The sequence below is a fragment of the uncultured Thalassospira sp. genome (genome assembly GCF_963976115.1).
GTDB lineage: Bacteria > Pseudomonadota > Alphaproteobacteria > Rhodospirillales > Thalassospiraceae > Thalassospira.
This window is the reverse complement of sequence record NZ_CAXBJJ010000003.1, coordinates 155002-171762: the sequence shown is the minus strand read 5'-3', so window position 1 is coordinate 171762 and position 16761 is coordinate 155002. Positions and strand designations below refer to the sequence as shown.

The window sequence follows — 16761 nt, the reverse complement described above, 5'->3', positions numbered from 1 at the left end:
TTGGGGCACTGTTTGCAAAAACGTATGTGATCACGGTTCATGAGCGCTAACCACGGCGTCTGCAAGTTGTTCGGCAAATCGCGCCCCGGACAATACGCTGCCAAAGGTCCAGCTTGTTGGAATGGAATAGACGTGCTTTTCGCGGACAAACGGCAGGGATTTCCACAATGGCGACTGGAACAGTTTGGCTTTGATCGTCGGGGCAACAGGTTCGATATAGACAAGTTGCATATCGCCCATTCTGGCAAGGTCGGCAATGGTGCCATTATGGAAAGACCAGCTGTTTACCTGCCCGTTCCAGGCATTGGTAAATCCCATTCGGGCCAGAACAGACCCGAATAAGGACGTATTGCCGTGAATGCGGAAATTGGAATCATTGATAATACGGATGATGCCAAATTTGACGTCATTACCGGTAACTGCACGTATTCGATTTGCGGCGGCGTCGATGCGCAGATTTACCGAGCGGATAACCTCTTCAGCTTTGTCTGTTTTACCGGTGAGCCTGCCAAGATTTCTTAAAAGGGTTTCGGCCTGATCCATCGCCGCTTTGTCGGTATTGTAAATCGAATAGACCAATGTCGGCGCAACATCCAAGAATTTGTCATAAGCCATCGCGGCATCGGAACTGATCAGGATTGCATCAGGTTTACTTTTGCGCAGGGCTTCAAAGTTTGGTTCCTGACGGCTGCCAAGATCGACAAAAGTCGGCGGCAACGGCGGATCAGCCACCCATTGGCGATATGCGTCGCCCTCGGGAATTGCAACCGGTGCCACACCCAGGGCGAGCAGACTTTCGGTGAGTGACCAGTTTGAAACGGCAAATCGCGTGGGGGGTGTTTTAAATTCGGCTTGTCCCATCTCATGCCGGAACGTTTCGGCATAGCCCGATAATGGGGTCAGGATTACACAGGCGATCATACATCTTAATGCCGTTCGGGCAAGCCAGTGATTTTGCATGATCTTGTTCCTGTCTTGCGTCGTGAATGCAGCCAAATGTCTTGTGAGACCTGAGAATGCTTATCAATTACGACATCGCAATGCAACCGGATTACAATGAAATCCAGCGCTTAAACAGGGTGTATGGCAGGATCAGGATGCGGGAAACGTTTTCTGTGCAAGTCGGGTTTTGCTGCAGGTGAGCAATGCGTTATTCCGAGTGACCAGATCATGGTTTTATTAAAAAATCATGTTGTCATAACGGATCGGCCCTATTGTGGCGGCGGGCGAGAAAGCCGGAGTGGCTAAAGCACATTTCCTTTAATATGACCCATTTTGTTTGTTTTTGGCGTGTCGTTTGGCAAGGCACAGCGCGCAGCGCGATGCGGCGCATCGGGCAAGCGGTGTAACGCCGCCAAACACCGCCAAAATCAAACCCTGTGGGCCAGCTCAGTCTGCCGCCTGGCCGCGTCGAAATCCTTGTCCGTAAACCCATTACGCCCGGCGGACTTCTCCTTGCCAGGCGGCAGACTGAGCTGGCAAAATGGGTCATATTAAAGGAAAAGTGCTTTAGTGTGCATTGCCATGATGCCAATGAACACCAGCCTGATCTAAGTATATTTTCGTTATATCGTTGACGGCAAACCTGGTATCACACCAGGCCGGAATTTTGAGAGGCATTCGCGTTAGTGGGCAAGGCTATGTCCGGTTGGGCACAGAACGCCACTGGTCCCGCCCAGAACATCATCGCCAAGGTTTAATCCCAGAAAACGGTGCCGATCAAAATAACCGGGCATTGACAGGCCTGCTGCCGGTGCGGCGACAAAGCCGAACCGGGCATAATATTTTGGATCTCCGACCAGCAGAATGGCCCGGTGCCCGGCATCACAGGCGGCGTTGATGGCTGCATACATCAAACCAGCCCCGACGCCGGAACCATTATAGGCTTTTTCTACCGCAAGCGGGCCCAGCATCAGGGCAGAGCCGCCATTGCCCGCATTGACATTCCATAACCGAACAGTGCCGATCATGTGTTTGCCGTCATGGGCAACAAAGGCCAGCCCGTCGGCCGGAAGACGTCCCGCCCGGATCACTTCGGACGATTTTTTAAACCGGTCCGGTCCCATCACGCGATCCAGAAGCTTTTCCCGCTCGATATGGGACGAAGCATCTTCGCGATCAATGACAATCATTGGCGGGATGCCTAGATGATATAGGCGGCCAACGGCGAAAAGCCGTTAAACGCCACCGATGCATAAGTTGTGGTATAAGCGCCGGTGGCTTCGATCAAAACCTCGTCGCCAATTGTCAGGGCAATCGGCAGATCGTAGGGTTTCTTTTCATACATCACATCGGCGGAATCACAGGTCGGACCTGCCAATACACACGGGGCCACATCGCCACCATCATGGATGGTCGTAATCGGGTAGCGAATGGCTTCGTCCATGGTTTCGGCCAGGCCGCCAAATTTACCAATATCAAGGTAAACCCAGCGTATCGGATCATCTTCGTGCTTGCGCGAAATCAGCACCACTTCGGCTTTAATCACACCTGCATCCCCCACCATGCCACGGCCCGGTTCAATGATGGTTTCAGGCATGTGATTGCCAAAATGATCATGAAGGGCATCGACAATGGCGGCACCATAGGCTTCGGTTGCCGGAACATCACGCAGGTAACGGGTCGGGAAACCGCCGCCCATATTGACCATGCGCAGTGTAATGCCTTTTTCTGCCAGGGTGCGGAAAATCATTGCAGCTTCGCCCAGCGCAGTGTCCCAGGCATCGAGGTTGCATTGCTGAGACCCGACATGGAACGACACACCATAGGCATCAAGACCCAGATGATGGGCATGTTGCAAAACATCCAGCGCCATGCTCGGCGCGCAGCCAAATTTGCGCGACAGCGGCCATTCGGCGCCAAAACCGTCGGTCAGAATGCGGCAAAACACGCGCGAAGCCGGGGCAACACGGGCAATTTTTTCAACTTCTTCAACACAATCAACGGCGAACAGGCGCACACCCAGGGCATAGGCACGGGCAATGTCGCGTTCTTTTTTAATGGTGTTGCCAAATGAAATCCGTTCGGCAGAGGCACCGGCAGCCATGGCCATTTCGATTTCCGGCACCGATGCGGTGTCAAAATTGCTGCCAAGGTCGGCCAGAAGGCTCAGAACTTCCGGTGCCGGATTTGCTTTGACGGCATAAAAAATGCGCGAGTCAGGCAGGGCACGGGTAAAGGTTTCGTAATTGCGCTGAATTACGTCCAGATCAACAACAAGGCACGGACCTTCCGGTCGGTTCTGGGCAAGAAAATCAATAATACGCTGCGTTGCCATGGGGGCGTTCTCCCATTCCACTATAAAGAGCATAGCGACACCTGATGCATCCTGACGCGGTGGAGGCGCAGAATGCGGTCTATCGTCATGCCAAACGTGAACACCGATGATCCGGGTTCGCGAAAGTTGCCTCGATATAAGAATGGGAAAATGCCATTCCGCACGGCGGGCAATGATGGTGTGCCTCTTCAGTGTCGGTGGTATTTGGACAACCACCTGAGACCAAAAAAGCCCTACACCGTCGTTGCTTTAAGTAAGTCCTACAGGGTTCCTGATCCGGACCACCACAGGCACGTGCGACTTTGGGCAAACCGGGATTTACGCCTGTTCTAACTTTTGTGCAAGTGAAATTTTCAACCATTTTGTCATGGTTCAATCGCAGGATCGTCGAACAAGTCCACGTCCTACGCAAAAAATGGCGTAAATGGCCGTGTTTTGCCCGGTCGGCTTTTTTATTCAAGGTGTTTTGGAATGGGGCATTGCAATTTGCGCATATCGCACGGCCTGATCAATCGCGTTTGACGATCGGGTGTGTGTCTGTCAGTCGGGGACCGTTGCAATATAAAGCGGGTAGGGGCCGACAATATGCCACCCCATGCGTTTTTGTAACCGGATTGAGGCCGCGTTGCGGCGTCGGGTAACACTCCATAACGCGTCAAACCCGCGTTCGCGATACAGATCCATCGTATAGCCACTGATCCACTGGGCAAGTCCGGTACCCCACCAAGGTCGCAGCACCGCGACGCCGGAAAACAATGACGTCCTGGTGCCTTCGGTATAGGCCGCGATCTGACCGCTGGCATCGTCGCGGGCATAAACCATCCAGACATCATCATCGGTAATCAGGCGCCTGATTTTTGCCCCGGTTAACTGGATACCTAATCCTTCGTTGGCATAGGCGCGATTGTAAAAATTGGCCAGTTCGTCATCGATCTTGTCATCAAGACAACTGGCGTCATAGAGATGAAAAGACAGGCCGGGGACTTCCTTATAGGAATAATCATCGCCGTCCCATGCAAGCCGCACCGTGTCATCTTCGGCGACAAAGCCGGTTTTTTTTAAAAAACCGGCTGCGGGGAGAGATCTTTCATCAAGCATCGCGATCTGATGGGTCAGTCCGCGTTTGCGAAAGGCGACATCCATCCCGTTTTTCAAGGCCGTACCGATACCTTTTTTCTGGCAATCGTTGGGGACAAGATAAACGACAGAGCGTGCATTATCATTGCGATAGGGACGCCAGTTGGCAAATGCAACGCCCTTTGCCTGATCATCCTTTATGGCCACCAAAACAACTTCCATGCTTTTATGGGGCGACGCTATCACCGATTGCCAAAAATCATAGTGATACGATGCCGGGTCATTCCCACCCCATCCCGCGACCAGTGCGACCAGCAAGTCTTGCATGCAAGCCGGATCATATTCGACAATATGGCAGGCTAAGGGCTGTATCGTGGTCATGAAACGTGTCTTTCTTAAATGCCGGGGAAGTAATATGAAGTGGAATGGCGCAGCACATTTTGAGAATAAAAAAGTGCGATTGCCAAACCCAATTAGCAATCACACCCTTGTCAGATAATTTTTAGTCTGCCGACATTAAAATTGTCTCAGCCGAGAATACGCACATCTACTGGAATTGAGGGACCTGCTTACTGTTGCTGCGTAAGCCAGCACGGCTGGGAATGGGGCCAGCCGACAGATTCTGATCGTCGCTGATGGAACGGCAAGCCGGTATCGTCGGCATAGGGCCGCTGGTGGAAAGCGTTTCATCGGCATGGATAAAGCAGGAGCAATTTGGCATCGGACGACCGTGAGCTGCCACTGTCAGTTTCTCATCCTTGATATTCATACAGGGGCCGAGGCACATGGTGTTCGGATTTGGCACAGGTCCGGATAGTACAGCAAGAGCCTCAGCATCGCTAATGCGCGATAATAGCGGTGTTGGGAGACTGTTTGAAACCAGAGCGGTTGCGTCGTCATTAAAACGAGAAAAAACCGGCGGTGGCAAGTGATCTGCCCTGATGGAATTGTTCTGTGTCATAATCCCTGCTACTCCTGATTGTGTGTCTACGCTAATAAGGAACGCCCTTGCTGCGTAATCCGGAATTCAGGCTGGAAATCCTTGCAAAAGAAATGCCCGCCTATTGTAAAATTCAAGAAACTTTATTTTAGTTTATTTAGCCATCAAGACTTTTTATTGCACTATCTTACGCGATGAATGAAAGTGATGCAACTGAAGGGTAATTAGGGTTTTGGGAAATTGTCGGGTGTTAAACCCGGACAAAACAAACACCACAAGATGGGTTACTGCCCGTTAAAAAAGAGGGGCCGGTACACAAACCGGCAAAGATCGGTTTATGGGACAAAATAGCAGTCATTATCTGGCCATCGCACCGCATTTGAATGTGCATCGCATGGGGGATGACCAGTTTATGTTATTGTCTGAAGATCAAAGTTTCCGGCTGTCCGGGGCAGGGTATAAAATGATCATACCCTTGCTTGATGGTCGGTTTACCCGTGCGCAAATCCTTGAGCAAGTGGCCGGGGAGCAAGTGGCCGGGCGTGCCCCTGTTGACGAGCTTAATGCTCTGATCGATACCTTGCTGGTCAAGCGCTATGTCGTTCCGGTTGAGCCATGGGCAGATAGTGCGCGATCCGCATTCTGGAGTGCACAGAACCTGCCGCCGGTTGATTGCGAAAGCCATTTGGCGCAGTACCGCGTAGCGGTGGTGCCGTTGGGCAAGGATGGTCCGGCTGGGTCCGTGCAGGCCTCCCAACTGGCTGCCATGTTGATGGCGGCGGGGTTTTGCATCAGCGATTATAAAAATGCCCATGTTTCGATCGTGCTGGTCGAGGATTATCTACAGCCCGCCCTTGGCGATTTCGCCCGGTCAGCCGCACAGCGAAAAGCCCTGTGGATTCCGTTCAAGCCGGGCGGTATGTCCGCATGGTTCGGGCCGGTCATGGGCAGCCACAGTGGCGAGCATAATTGTTATTTCTGTCTGGCACGACGGCTGGCGGAACACCGGCCAACGGAGCATGTGCTAACCCCGACCATGATGGGTGTTCGCGCGGCAAAGGCATGGACCCCGGCCACTTTGGCGATTGCAAGTGGTCAGGCAACGCTGGAAATGATCCGCTTTGCCCTTGGTCAGTCGCAACAGATCGAACAGCGCCTTATGACCTGGGGCATTGTTGACGGTCAAAATGCGGCGCATATGGTGCCGTTGTTTGATGATTGCCCGTCACAAGATAGCGCGCAGGCGCAGGGGCAGAACGGGGGGGCTGATGGGCCAAACGATACGGTCGATGCCGTGCCGATCCGGTTGTTGCCGGTTAAAAATTTCGATGGTGCCGACAGTGGCTGGCGTGCCCTTTCGCCAGAGCAAGCATTGGCGCGGTTAGAACCGATCGTCAGCCCGATTACCGGAATTGTCGCCTATATAAGTCCGGTTGCCCTTGGCGAAGGGTTGCATGTTTACAGTGCGTCCCAAGGGAGCAGGAGTGCGATTGATCCGCGCCAGAACCGCACCCTTGGCCGTGCGGGCGGGGCAGCAGGCAAAGGATTAAGTGCTAAGCAGGCAAAAATCAGCTGTCTGGCCGAGGCGGTAGAGCGATATGGCGCGCAATGGGTGGGCAGTGAACCCCGGCGACAGGCAAGCTGGCGCGATCTGGGCGCACTTGCCCCGCATCCCCGTGATTTGTTGCAATATAGCGACTTTCAATACGAAAACCGGGCCGAATTAAACAAATCGATTGGCATGATGGCGCGCATTGGTGAGCCGTTTGACGAAACCGCATTGGTTGACTGGAGCCCGGCATGGTCGTTGCGCGATGATGCTGCGCGCTGGTTGCCCAGCCGGTTTTGTTTTTATCAATATCCCGATGGTCTTGTGCAGGGCGATCATAAATTCTGTTGGGCGGATTCCAATGGCTGTGCCACGGGGGGCAGTCTTGAGGAAGCCATCCTGCAAGGGTTCCTTGAGGTGGTTGAACGCGATGCGGTGGCGATCTGGTGGTATAACCGCCTGCGCGTTCGTCAGGTTGCGTTTGACGGGCTTGATGACGCCTATGTAGCGCAGGTTCAGGATTATTATCGCGGCTTGGGGCGTGATATCTGGTTGCTCAATATCACCACAGATCTTGGGATTCCGGTGGTGGTTGCGGTTTCGGCAACCTTTGACGGTCGTCGTATCCTGACCGGTTTTGGGTCGCATATTGACGGGCGGATCGCCGCCTTGCGCGCCCTGACCGAAATACATCAGATTATATTGTTCGATCGATCCCCCGATACGGAGCGCAGTGCAAATCATCTGGTTGATGATGCGCTTTGGCAATGGCTTGATGAGGCCAGTCTGGATGATCATCCTTATTTGAAGCCCGATGGCATGACCACGGTGCATGAGATGCCCGCCCATCAGTTTGACAGTATCGATCAGGCGGTACGTTATGGCGTTGACCGCGTGGCGCAGGCAGGTCACGATTTTATTGTTGTTGATTACAGCCGTAATGACTTGCCGTTGAACTGTGTGCGGGTTGTTGTGCCGGGCTTGCGCCATTTCTGGAATCGCCGTGCGGTGGGGCGTTTGACCGAGGCGCCGGTGCGTATGGGGAACCTTGCCCGGCCTTTACGCGAAGACGAACTTAACCCTGTTAATTTTTTCATTTAGGGCATTTTTTATGACATTCGATGCGGCCGAACCGATGCCTGGAATGATGCTGTCGCCCATGATTACTGCGATTTCGTATGATGCAGATCGTCTTGTGCTGTCAGTGCATTTTCAAGATTGGCCAAGCCGGGATTTGCCCTGGAATGATGCAGCGTTGGCCGGACTGATCGGCAAGATGCCGGGGGCTGCGGGCATGTCGCTTTCAGACGTTGAGCGCGCAGTAGGGCGCTTGTATCCTGCCATGTCGGATGCGGATCTTGGCAAAGCCACCGACACTCTTTTGCTTTTTCTGTCTCAGAACGACATGCTGCACTGGTGGTTTGGCACTGCGGAGCAACCCTTGTGCATCCTCGATCCGCAATCGCGCCTGTTTTCCCCAAGATTTAGCTTGGGGCCGGTGCCCGATGGGGTGGTTTTGTCGCGTTTTGCCTTTATGCGGCGTGACGGGGATGCGGTTCTTCTGGAAAATCCCGAATATCATGCGGTGTTGCGCTTTACCGCCGCCGGGCGGGATTTGCTGCCGGTGGCTTTTGCATATTCTGCATCTGGTACGGCAGCAGAAGCAGTATCATCCCATCAGGCCTTCTGGCATTTTCTGTGGTGCTCGGGATTTCTTGAACCTGGCGCAACCGATACGCCATCCCGCCAGGCGTGGGATTTTCATGACCGGGTCTTCCATGCCGGTTCGCGGTCTTTCCTCGGCTCAGCACCCATCGGGATGAATTGCCGTTTTAAAGACACGATTGCCCCGCTCCCCGCTCAGAAACCGGCAATGTCGACCCGCAAGATTAACTTGTTGCGCGTACGTGATGGCGAAACGACACCGCAATCGCGGCCCTTAAGCAGTGTGATGGAAACCCGGCATTCTGTGCGCAAACCGGGTTACTTTCCCCTCTGTCTTGACGATTTGGGGGTGTTTTTATGGCGCACAGCCTCGGTGCGTGGGCAAAGGTCTGGCGGGGGGCTGGAATTGTTAGAACGACCAATGCCCGCGGGTGGTTCGATCCATGAGCTTGAATTTTATATTGCGGTCCATCGCTGTGACGGGCTCGAACCGGGCCTGTATCACTATCATGGCGGCGAACACGCCCTTTATGCCCTGCCGGCCAAACCGCCCTACGTGCAAGCGATTGTGTCCAGTGTCGCCAGCGGCATGGGACAGCCCGACATTTTGCCTGATTGTGTGATTGTCATGGCGTCCCGGCTGTTGCGACTGGCGTGGAAATATCAGGCAATTTCTTATCGGCTGTCGCTTTTGCATGCCGGGGTGGCGATGGAGACATTTTATCTGGTGGCCGAGGATATGGGGCTTTCACCCTGTGCTGTCGGCAGCGGTGATTCAGCCTTGTTTTCGATTGCTACTGGCCTGCCCGAGGACGAAGAAACCGCAATTGGCGAATTTGTTTTGAACGGTCGTCAGTTAACTGGAACGGCAGGGGCGGGAAGCGGGACATGGCAATAAAAAGCCCGGAACCGGCACGATCAACATATTATTGTCACCATCATCGCTGATTTTCGCCTAAGCCATTTGGGACGTTATAGCAGGGATACTCGCCGATGATCACGACTATCCGATTGTTTAAATCCTGTATCGTGATGGCGGGCCTGTCGCCGTTTGTTTTGACTGGATGCCAGACATTTATGGCCGATGACGTTGCTGCCAACCCGGATCGTCAGCCCCCAGGCATTATTATGCCCGACCGCCCGGCGGTGGCTGATGACTGGTCGGACAATTTGCCGATCATTTATAATCAGGTTGCAGGTTGTTTGAACGCCGACCCGACACCACCGGCGCGTGTGGTTGATGCCGGGCAAAATGCGGATGGGCAAATTGTCATTGATATGCTTGGTGACAGTGGCAGTTATATCCGTTGCATCAGCGATCCCTCGGGCAAAAGCAAACCGGTATTGCTCGATCAGGTGGCCCCGGCCGATTTGCCCGGCCCTGTTTACACATCTACCCCGTATCCGCCCCCCAAATCGCCCGACGCCGCAATATGTTATGAACATTTTCCAGTGTTGGACAAAACCGGCTGGCAATTGGGGTGGCTAAGTTATGCGCAAGCGGCAGGTGATTGCACCGATCGGACCGTTGCCAAACCATAAGCTCGTATTTCGGGGTTGTTAAATTTGGTTGCTATCTTATTGCCAGAAATACCGGTAATATGAGAAGATAAAAATAACCACACTAACAATCGTACCCGTCTCGTTTGAGTTTGACGCCAAACTATCAATCGAATCCGTCCCTTAAACGTGCGTCGTATTTCTGAAGCAGTGTTATTTGAAAGGTTGAAAATTTTTCAGATTGTGGTTGATTTACCTAAATAAGAAGGTTTTTTAGCGATATCTATTCCGTTGAAGCGGTTTTTCGGGTAATTTTCGATATTATTCTATTTGTTTAAAAGCATTTATCCTGTTGTTGGGTTTTTTTTAATTTAATTGTGTTGTCATAGGTGAGGCGTATGTCAAATAGAAAACTTTTAGAACTTCTTCAGCGCGGGAGGAACGGGAATGCAATTTTATTTTGCGGTTCTGGGCTTACTGCGGATTGCTTGAATTTTGATGATCCCTCTTCTGTTGGAGTGACATCGCATTTACTTGGTGTGTTGAACCGCGGACTGGAAAATAATGGAAAACAGTCTGGTTTTAGGGATGTTAAGAATGCCGCTAAACGGTTCAAGAAAGATCTTGGAGATTTGCAGCTCATGCAGCTCCTTCAAAATCGTTTTAAATTGAGTCATGTTTCCGCATCTGTTGTTGATATAATGAACTATCCGTGGACTGCCATTTACACCACTAACTATGATAACGGCCTTGAGCTTGCTCATCAGATTAATCATAGTAAGTTCAAGGCTGTAAATAATCTCGATGACCCAAGTTTGATTGTAAATGGTACGCCGATTATTCACTTGCATGGGTATGCAGAGGATTGGGATTTAGATAGCTTTGAAAAGAGTTGTGTTCTTGATAATGATTCCTATCGTAGTCTTGCAGGTCTTCGTGATTGGTTAAAGAGGCTCCGACACGACATCGAACGTGCAGAAATTGTTGTTTTTGTTGGATTTAGTGCAAACGATCTTCATTTGGAACAGGTTTTTTTTAATGTTTCTGGATTAAAGGAAAAATCTTTTTTCATAAATCCCATTGTTTCTGAGCCAGATTTAGATATGCATGCGGCCCAAGAGGATTTTGGCCTCCCCCTTTATATTGGCCGAGAGCAGTTCTCTCAGATTATCAATACTGCGATTCAGGAGGGTTTACCTGTAGAGCCAGTTTTGGCATCTTTTAGCAGGTTCAAAATTTTGCCGCCAAGTGAATCGGTGCCTTCGGTACATGAGATTGAGGATTTGTTTGTTTGGGGAAAAATTTCGGAATCCCAAATAAAAAGAGACTTAACTCAAAATAAATCCGACTATCATGTTCTTAGGAGAGAAATTTCTGAACTAAGAGATGAGCTTGATAGGCCGGGAAGGGTGGTATTAGTATATGGTGATATATGTGATGGTAAAAGTCTTATTGTGAAAGGAGCTGTAAGCGAAATTTCCTCGTCGCGACCTGTTTTTGTTTTGAAACATTCTTATAATGACTTGGTGGAGGAAACTTCTAATATTTTATCTTATTATTCTAACGCTGTTTTTGTCGTGGAAAATTGCTTTAGTGTTGGTGACGAGCGTCTATCTAAGGTTGTGCGATTGGTTAGTCTGAGTGAAGGGGGGCTTATTCTTTCAGCTCGGAGTATTTCAACTGAGGCCGAAATTGAAAAACTAAAGTTTTTAAGAAATTTGGAAGCTTTTCGAGAGATTGAAATCGGCGGATTGCAAGACGACGAGGCGGAGTCCTTAATAAAACTGCTGGATCAAACAGCAGGTTGGAGAAGTGTGAGAGTATTGTCTCACTCTGACAGAATGAAATTTGTCATCAAAGACTGCGAAGGGGTTATTCCTCGTGTTCTTTTACATTTGCTGAATTCTGAGTATGTGCGTGAGAAATACAAGGAAGAATATAATAAGACAAACTATCTCAATGATTCGGATAGAGAGATGCTTATTGCAGCCTTGTTGGTCTCGAACCTTGGCCTTAATGCTCCACTTTCTTTTTTGAGTGAGGTTTTCGAAGCAGATTTAAAGTTTGTTTTAGAGGAACTTAATTCTCGTACAGGAGGACTCCGACTGCTCCGTATTGAAGGGGACCGAGTTCAGACGGTGCCGTCTATTGGTGCGCGTAATTTGCTACGCAATGTGATTGAGGACCGTGAAATAGTAAATACGACGATTAAAATTTTGGAGAGAATAGCGGAAGATCGCCACCGGGAAGACTTTGATCAGCATGTGTTTGCTCAGTTTATGCGTTATTCAATTTTAAGTTCAACGGTTACGAATGAGAAGGAGATAAATCGTTTCTTCGATCATATATCGAAAATTGATCATTTCCGTCGAATGCCCCTATTTTGGTTGCAGTGGCATATGGCTATGTGTGAGCAGAAAAGTTGGCTGAACGCTGAAAAATATTTGGAAATGGGTTACACGGCTGCTAGTGCATACGAAAAGCACAGCGAAAAAAAATATAAGCGCAAACAGCTTGATGATCGGAAAGCTAAGTTCTTGGCGCTTACTGCTATTGGCAAAGAAAAGTCTGGCGCTGAGTTATTCAGAGATTTTAAAGAAGCTATCGATACTACTGGGCGATTGATTAGGGATTCTGAATTAACGCATCACTCGTTTGAGACCCTTCTCGATATTGCAAAGGCATTGGGCGATAGGGCGTATGTCCTGCTTGAGGGGCAGTTGCCGGTTCTTTTACTTAAGTTAGACGGCCTAGTAGTTCTTGCTCGGAGGCGCGTTGATTTAGTTCCGTCAGGTTATCAAAGGTCTCATGCCCTTCAAGCAATGGATCAAATTTCTCCTATATTGGAAAAATTGCAAAAATCTTAAGTTTTTACGCTTTGATTACTCTGCCGCCACCGTCTTCCCGTCATGTTCCAGCATTTCGCCCTGTTTGCGTTTGCCAAGGATTTCGCGGGCTTTGGCGTATTGCGGGTCGTGCCAGAAGATCAGGCAGCCATTACAGCCCCGGCCACAACAGCCCTGGGTGCCAACGCGCGGGGTGCGGAAGCTTCGGTCTTTTTGACAATCCGCAGGACGAACGAAGCCAGCGTTTCGTTTCACGGCTAGCAAAGACGTGATCGGGAAAGGGCGATAACCCGAACATTAACTCGCAGAAATCGCGGTATCCCGCGAGATTTGAGGCACCGTTTGTTTTTCGTATAAGACATAAAGAAATCTTTATGTCTGTGTTGACAGTTATGGGATTTAGGGGCACTCTACGCCGTGTCGATGGTTCTTCCGTTTGATTTTCAGACGGAAGCTAAGAGGGAATTCGGTGCGTCGTTTGAAGAAACGGCAATGCCGAAGCTGCCCCCGCAACTGTAAGCGGCGAGCTTTTATCCATGCATGGCCACTGAGACGTTCAGGCGTTTCGGGAAGGCCGGTTAAAAGCCGTGACCCGTGAGCCAGGAGACCTGCCGCGACTTTATGTTACGTCCTCGGGCGGGGTGCCCCGGTGGAGTATTGTGCTTTCACCGGTGGTTGATTCCGACTGAGGGTGCGTGCTTTTGCCTGGCCTTTGCCCCCATTTATTGGGGTAAGTCTATGTCGAAGAACTTTTTCATTCCTGTTTCAACTCTGGGAACACCCCGGATTGGCCCTCGGCGCGAATTGAAATTCGCACTTGAGGATTACTGGTCCGGCACGTCTGATCTCGCCACCTTGCAGGAAAAGGCATCGGCCTTGCGCTGTGCCAACTGGGCGCGGCAAAAAAGCCTTGGTGTTGATCATGTGCCCAGCAATGATTTTTCCCTGTATGACCATGTGCTGGATATTTGTGCCATGGTCGGTGCAATTCCCGATATCTATGACTGGCAGGGCGGATTGATTCAACCCGCCACCTATTTTGCCATGGCACGTGGAGATACACAGGAAGAAAGCTGCTGTGGCAAAACGGCTTATAAAGGTATTCCGGCCCTTGAAATGACCAAATGGTTTGACACCAATTATCATTATATGGTGCCGGAGCTATCGCCCGAACAGCATTTCACCCTGGCCTCAACCAAGGCCGTTGACGAATTTCGCGAAGCAAAAGCACTTGGTTTTAAAACCCGCCCGGTTTTGTTAGGGCCGGTCACGTTTCTGAAACTGGCAAAATCCACGGTTCCGGGGTTTGATCCCCTGTCTTTGCTGGACCGGTTGTTGCCGGTGTATGGGGAGGTGCTCCGCCAGCTTAGGGATAGTGGTGCGGACTGGGTGCAAATTGATGAACCCTGCCTGGTTCTTGACCTTGGCGATGCCGAGCGTTCGGCTTTCAAAAAGGCATACCAGGTATTGGGCAAGGCTGTCCCGGAATTGAAGCTGATGTTGGCGACGTATTTTGGCAAACTGGGTGAAAACTTGCCGACGGCCCTGTCATTGCCGGTTGCCGGGTTGCATGTCGATTTGGTCCGGGCACCTGAGCAGCTTGATGCCGTGATTAACGGTGCAGCACCAAACCAGGTTATTTCGCTTGGCGTAATTGACGGGCGCAATATCTGGCGGGCGGATCTTCAGGCAATTTACGACTGGATTGCCCCGGCCATTGCTGCACGCGGCAATGATCTGTTTGAACTGGCACCATCATGTTCGCTTATGCATGTGCCGATTGATCTGGAGCAGGAAAGCGAACTGGACCCGGACCTTAAAAGCTGGCTTTCATTTGCGGTTCAAAAAATACAGGAACTTAAAACCCTTTCGCGGGCTTTTGGTGACGGTGTAGGGGCGGTCGCATCGTTATTTCGCGAAGCATCGGTGGCACTTGCAACACGTCGCACGTCAGCGAAGGTTCATAATCGCCTGGTGACGGAACGTATTTTGGATATTTCTGCAGGCATGGATAAACGCAACAGCCCGTTTGAGGTGCGTCGTTGCTTGCAAACCGCCAAACTTGGGTTGCCTGCTTTTCCAACCACAACCATCGGGTCGTTTCCCCAAACAGCAGATGTGCGTAAATCCCGTGCGGCCTTTGCCAGAGGCAACATGCAACCTGATGCCTATGATGCCTTTATTCGCGAGCAAACCAGTGCCGCCATTCGCTGGCAGGAAGAAATTGGCATGGATGTGCTGGTTCATGGCGAGTTCGAGCGCAACGACATGGTGCAGTATTTTGGCGAAAAACTGGCGGGATATGCCTTTACCAAACAGGGTTGGGTACAAAGTTACGGGTCGCGATATGTTCGGCCCCCCATCATTTATGGCGATGTATCGCGCCCCGACGCCATGACAGTTAAATGGTCGCACTATGCCCAGTCGTTAACCGACCGCCCGGTTAAGGGGATGCTGACCGGGCCTGTCACCATGATGCAATGGTCGTTTGTGCGAAACGATTTACCGCGCCGCGACGTTTGCGCCCAGATCGCACTGGCCCTGCGCGACGAGGTTACCGACCTTGAAGCGGCGGGTATTGGCCTGATCCAGATAGACGAACCCGCTTTGCGCGAAGGGTTGCCGCTGCGCAAGGAGGATTGGAAAACCTATCTGGACTGGGCGGTTGAGTGTTTTCGGCTGTCGGCATCGGGCGTGCGTGATGAAACCCAGATCCACACCCACATGTGCTATTCCGAATTTAATGACATTATAGAAGCAATTGGCGCGATGGATGCGGATGTTATTTCGATTGAAACATCACGTTCAAAAATGGAATTGCTGGATGCCTTTGTCGATTATGCCTATCCCAATGATATTGGTCCGGGGGTTTATGATATCCATTCGCCGCGTGTGCCAACCATTGATGAAATGGTCGACTTGCTGGTGGCGGCAACCCGGCAATTATCCGCAAGCCAGATTTGGGTCAACCCGGATTGCGGCCTTAAAACGCGGAATTGGGATGAAGTGCGCCCGGCACTTGTAAATATGGTCGAAGCGGCCCGGTTATTACGTCACAACCTTGCGAAGGCCGCACAATGAACCCGGATCACCCGGTATTTTCCGGGCCAACCCGGTTGGTTGATATCGTGTTTCCGGGGGCGGCAAATCATCATGGCACGTTGTTTGGGGGCGCTGGCCTTTCCTTTATGGACAAGGTTGCCTTTATTGCGGCGTCGCGCCACGGGCATGTCGATTTTGTTACGGCATCGTGTGAACGCATTGATTTTAACGCACCGGCGCAAATCGGCGACATTGTTGAACTGACGGGTTCCGTGGTGCGGGTCGGTTGTCGGTCATTGTCGGTAGAGGTCGACATGATCGCCGAAAACCCGCTAAGTGGCGTGCGTAAACATTGTTGCCGTGGTGGTTTTAACATGGTGGCGGTCGGGGCCGACCTTGGGGCATGGGGCGGCAAATTGCCGCCTTTGCCTGACAATGCCGGGGTGAGTGAGACCGACGAAACACAGATACATCCGGCAATGGTTGAAATTGTTTTTCCCGAAAAAACCAGCCATTACGGTAGTTTATATGGGGGCAATGCACTTGCGGCCATGGGAAAAGCAGCCTTTATTGCCGCATCCCGCCAGTGTCGGCAAACAGTGGTGATGGCGGGGTCAAAGCGGGTTGATTTTACCCGTCATATTCACAGCGGTGAAGTTGCCATTACCGTGCCGCGGGTGATGGGCGTTGGGCAAAGCTCGATCCGGGTTGAGGTCCAGCTATGGGCCGAAAATTTACACACAGATCAAAGGCGGCAATGTGGTGTTGGCGAGTTTGTGATGGTTGCCATTGATCATGATCATCGTCCAATGCCGTTTCATAATCGCGCAGCATAACAATTGCGATTTTAACGGGAAAAGATGGC

Annotated in this window: 12 protein-coding genes and 1 riboswitch; of the genes, 6 read left to right on the top strand and 6 right to left on the bottom strand. The window is 51.2% G+C overall.

The window, feature by feature from the left end; translation table 11 throughout:
• Positions 1-30: 30 nt before the first annotated feature.
• The 5 genes from AAC086_RS04575 to AAC086_RS04555 all read right to left on the bottom strand — a co-directional run bounded on the left by AAC086_RS04575 (position 31) and on the right by AAC086_RS04555 (position 5315).
• Positions 31-960 (bottom strand): iron-siderophore ABC transporter substrate-binding protein, encoded by a 930-nt coding sequence (locus tag AAC086_RS04575; RefSeq protein ID WP_339775843.1) that lies wholly within the window; start codon positions 958-960, stop codon positions 31-33.
• 665 nt (positions 961-1625) lie between these two features.
• Positions 1626-2132, bottom strand: a complete 507-nt coding sequence (locus AAC086_RS04570) for an N-acetyltransferase (protein WP_339775840.1) — start codon at positions 2130-2132, stop codon at positions 1626-1628.
• A gap of 11 nt (positions 2133-2143) precedes the next feature.
• Positions 2144-3277: a type III PLP-dependent enzyme gene (locus AAC086_RS04565; RefSeq protein WP_339775838.1), complete on the bottom strand. Its 1134-nt coding sequence runs from the start codon at positions 3275-3277 to the stop codon at positions 2144-2146.
• Positions 3278-3817: 540 nt separating this feature from the next.
• Complete coding sequence (locus tag AAC086_RS04560) at positions 3818-4735, bottom strand: GNAT family N-acetyltransferase (RefSeq protein WP_339775837.1); 918 nt, start codon at positions 4733-4735, stop codon at positions 3818-3820.
• Positions 4736-4901: 166 nt separating this feature from the next.
• Positions 4902-5315 (bottom strand): hypothetical protein, encoded by a 414-nt coding sequence (locus tag AAC086_RS04555; RefSeq protein ID WP_339775836.1) that lies wholly within the window; start codon positions 5313-5315, stop codon positions 4902-4904.
• 316 nt (positions 5316-5631) lie between these two features.
• Between AAC086_RS04555 and AAC086_RS04550 the strand changes: the two genes are divergently transcribed.
• From AAC086_RS04550 to AAC086_RS04535, 4 genes are all read left to right on the top strand, one after another.
• Positions 5632-7944: a TOMM precursor leader peptide-binding protein gene (locus AAC086_RS04550; RefSeq protein ID WP_339775833.1), complete on the top strand. Its 2313-nt coding sequence runs from the start codon at positions 5632-5634 to the stop codon at positions 7942-7944.
• Positions 7945-7954: 10 nt separating this feature from the next.
• Positions 7955-9406 carry a SagB family peptide dehydrogenase gene (locus AAC086_RS04545; protein WP_339775831.1) on the top strand — a complete coding sequence of 484 codons (1452 nt, stop codon included), beginning with the start codon at positions 7955-7957 and terminating at the stop codon, positions 9404-9406.
• 95 nt (positions 9407-9501) lie between these two features.
• Positions 9502-10050 (top strand): hypothetical protein, encoded by a 549-nt coding sequence (locus AAC086_RS04540; RefSeq protein WP_339775829.1) that lies wholly within the window; start codon positions 9502-9504, stop codon positions 10048-10050.
• A 356-nt stretch (positions 10051-10406) separates the two neighbouring features.
• The gene (locus AAC086_RS04535; RefSeq protein ID WP_339775826.1) at positions 10407-12875 is read left to right on the top strand and encodes an SIR2 family protein; all 2469 of its coding nucleotides are present in this window, start codon (positions 10407-10409) and stop codon (positions 12873-12875) included.
• A gap of 15 nt (positions 12876-12890) precedes the next feature.
• Here the strand turns inward: AAC086_RS04535 and AAC086_RS04530 are convergent, their stop codons facing one another.
• Positions 12891-13109, bottom strand: coding sequence for a hypothetical protein (locus AAC086_RS04530; protein ID WP_339775824.1), 219 nt, complete (start codon positions 13107-13109; stop codon positions 12891-12893).
• Positions 13110-13261: 152 nt separating this feature from the next.
• Positions 13262-13485: riboswitch (cobalamin riboswitch) on the top strand.
• Between the two features lie 125 nt (positions 13486-13610).
• On the opposite strand from AAC086_RS04530, the gene metE reads away from it, so the two are divergent.
• Entirely contained in the window at positions 13611-15935 is a 2325-nt protein-coding gene (gene metE, locus AAC086_RS04525; protein ID WP_339776230.1) for a 5-methyltetrahydropteroyltriglutamate--homocysteine S-methyltransferase, read from the top strand.
• Complete coding sequence (locus AAC086_RS04520) at positions 15932-16732, top strand: hotdog domain-containing protein (RefSeq protein WP_339775820.1); 801 nt, start codon at positions 15932-15934, stop codon at positions 16730-16732. The genes metE and AAC086_RS04520 overlap by 4 nt, the downstream gene beginning before the upstream one ends.
• Positions 16733-16761: the final 29 nt, after the last annotated feature.

Bases quoted from the DNA above. Each gene is read 5' to 3' on its own strand.
- AAC086_RS04575 (WP_339775843.1), bottom strand. From the start codon at position 960: ATGCAAAATCACTGGCTTGCCCGAACGGCATTAAGATGTATGATCGCC.
- AAC086_RS04570 (WP_339775840.1), bottom strand. From the start codon at position 2,132: ATGATTGTCATTGATCGCGAAGATGCTTCGTCCCATATCGAGCGGGAA.
- AAC086_RS04550 (WP_339775833.1), top strand. From the start codon at position 5,632: ATGGGACAAAATAGCAGTCATTATCTGGCCATCGCACCGCATTTGAAT.
- AAC086_RS04535 (WP_339775826.1), top strand. From the start codon at position 10,407: ATGTCAAATAGAAAACTTTTAGAACTTCTTCAGCGCGGGAGGAACGGG.
- AAC086_RS04565 (WP_339775838.1), bottom strand. From the start codon at position 3,277: ATGGCAACGCAGCGTATTATTGATTTTCTTGCCCAGAACCGACCGGAA.
- AAC086_RS04545 (WP_339775831.1), top strand. From the start codon at position 7,955: ATGACATTCGATGCGGCCGAACCGATGCCTGGAATGATGCTGTCGCCC.
- AAC086_RS04560 (WP_339775837.1), bottom strand. From the start codon at position 4,735: ATGACCACGATACAGCCCTTAGCCTGCCATATTGTCGAATATGATCCG.
- AAC086_RS04520 (WP_339775820.1), top strand. From the start codon at position 15,932: ATGAACCCGGATCACCCGGTATTTTCCGGGCCAACCCGGTTGGTTGAT.
- AAC086_RS04555 (WP_339775836.1), bottom strand. From the start codon at position 5,315: ATGACACAGAACAATTCCATCAGGGCAGATCACTTGCCACCGCCGGTT.
- AAC086_RS04540 (WP_339775829.1), top strand. From the start codon at position 9,502: ATGATCACGACTATCCGATTGTTTAAATCCTGTATCGTGATGGCGGGC.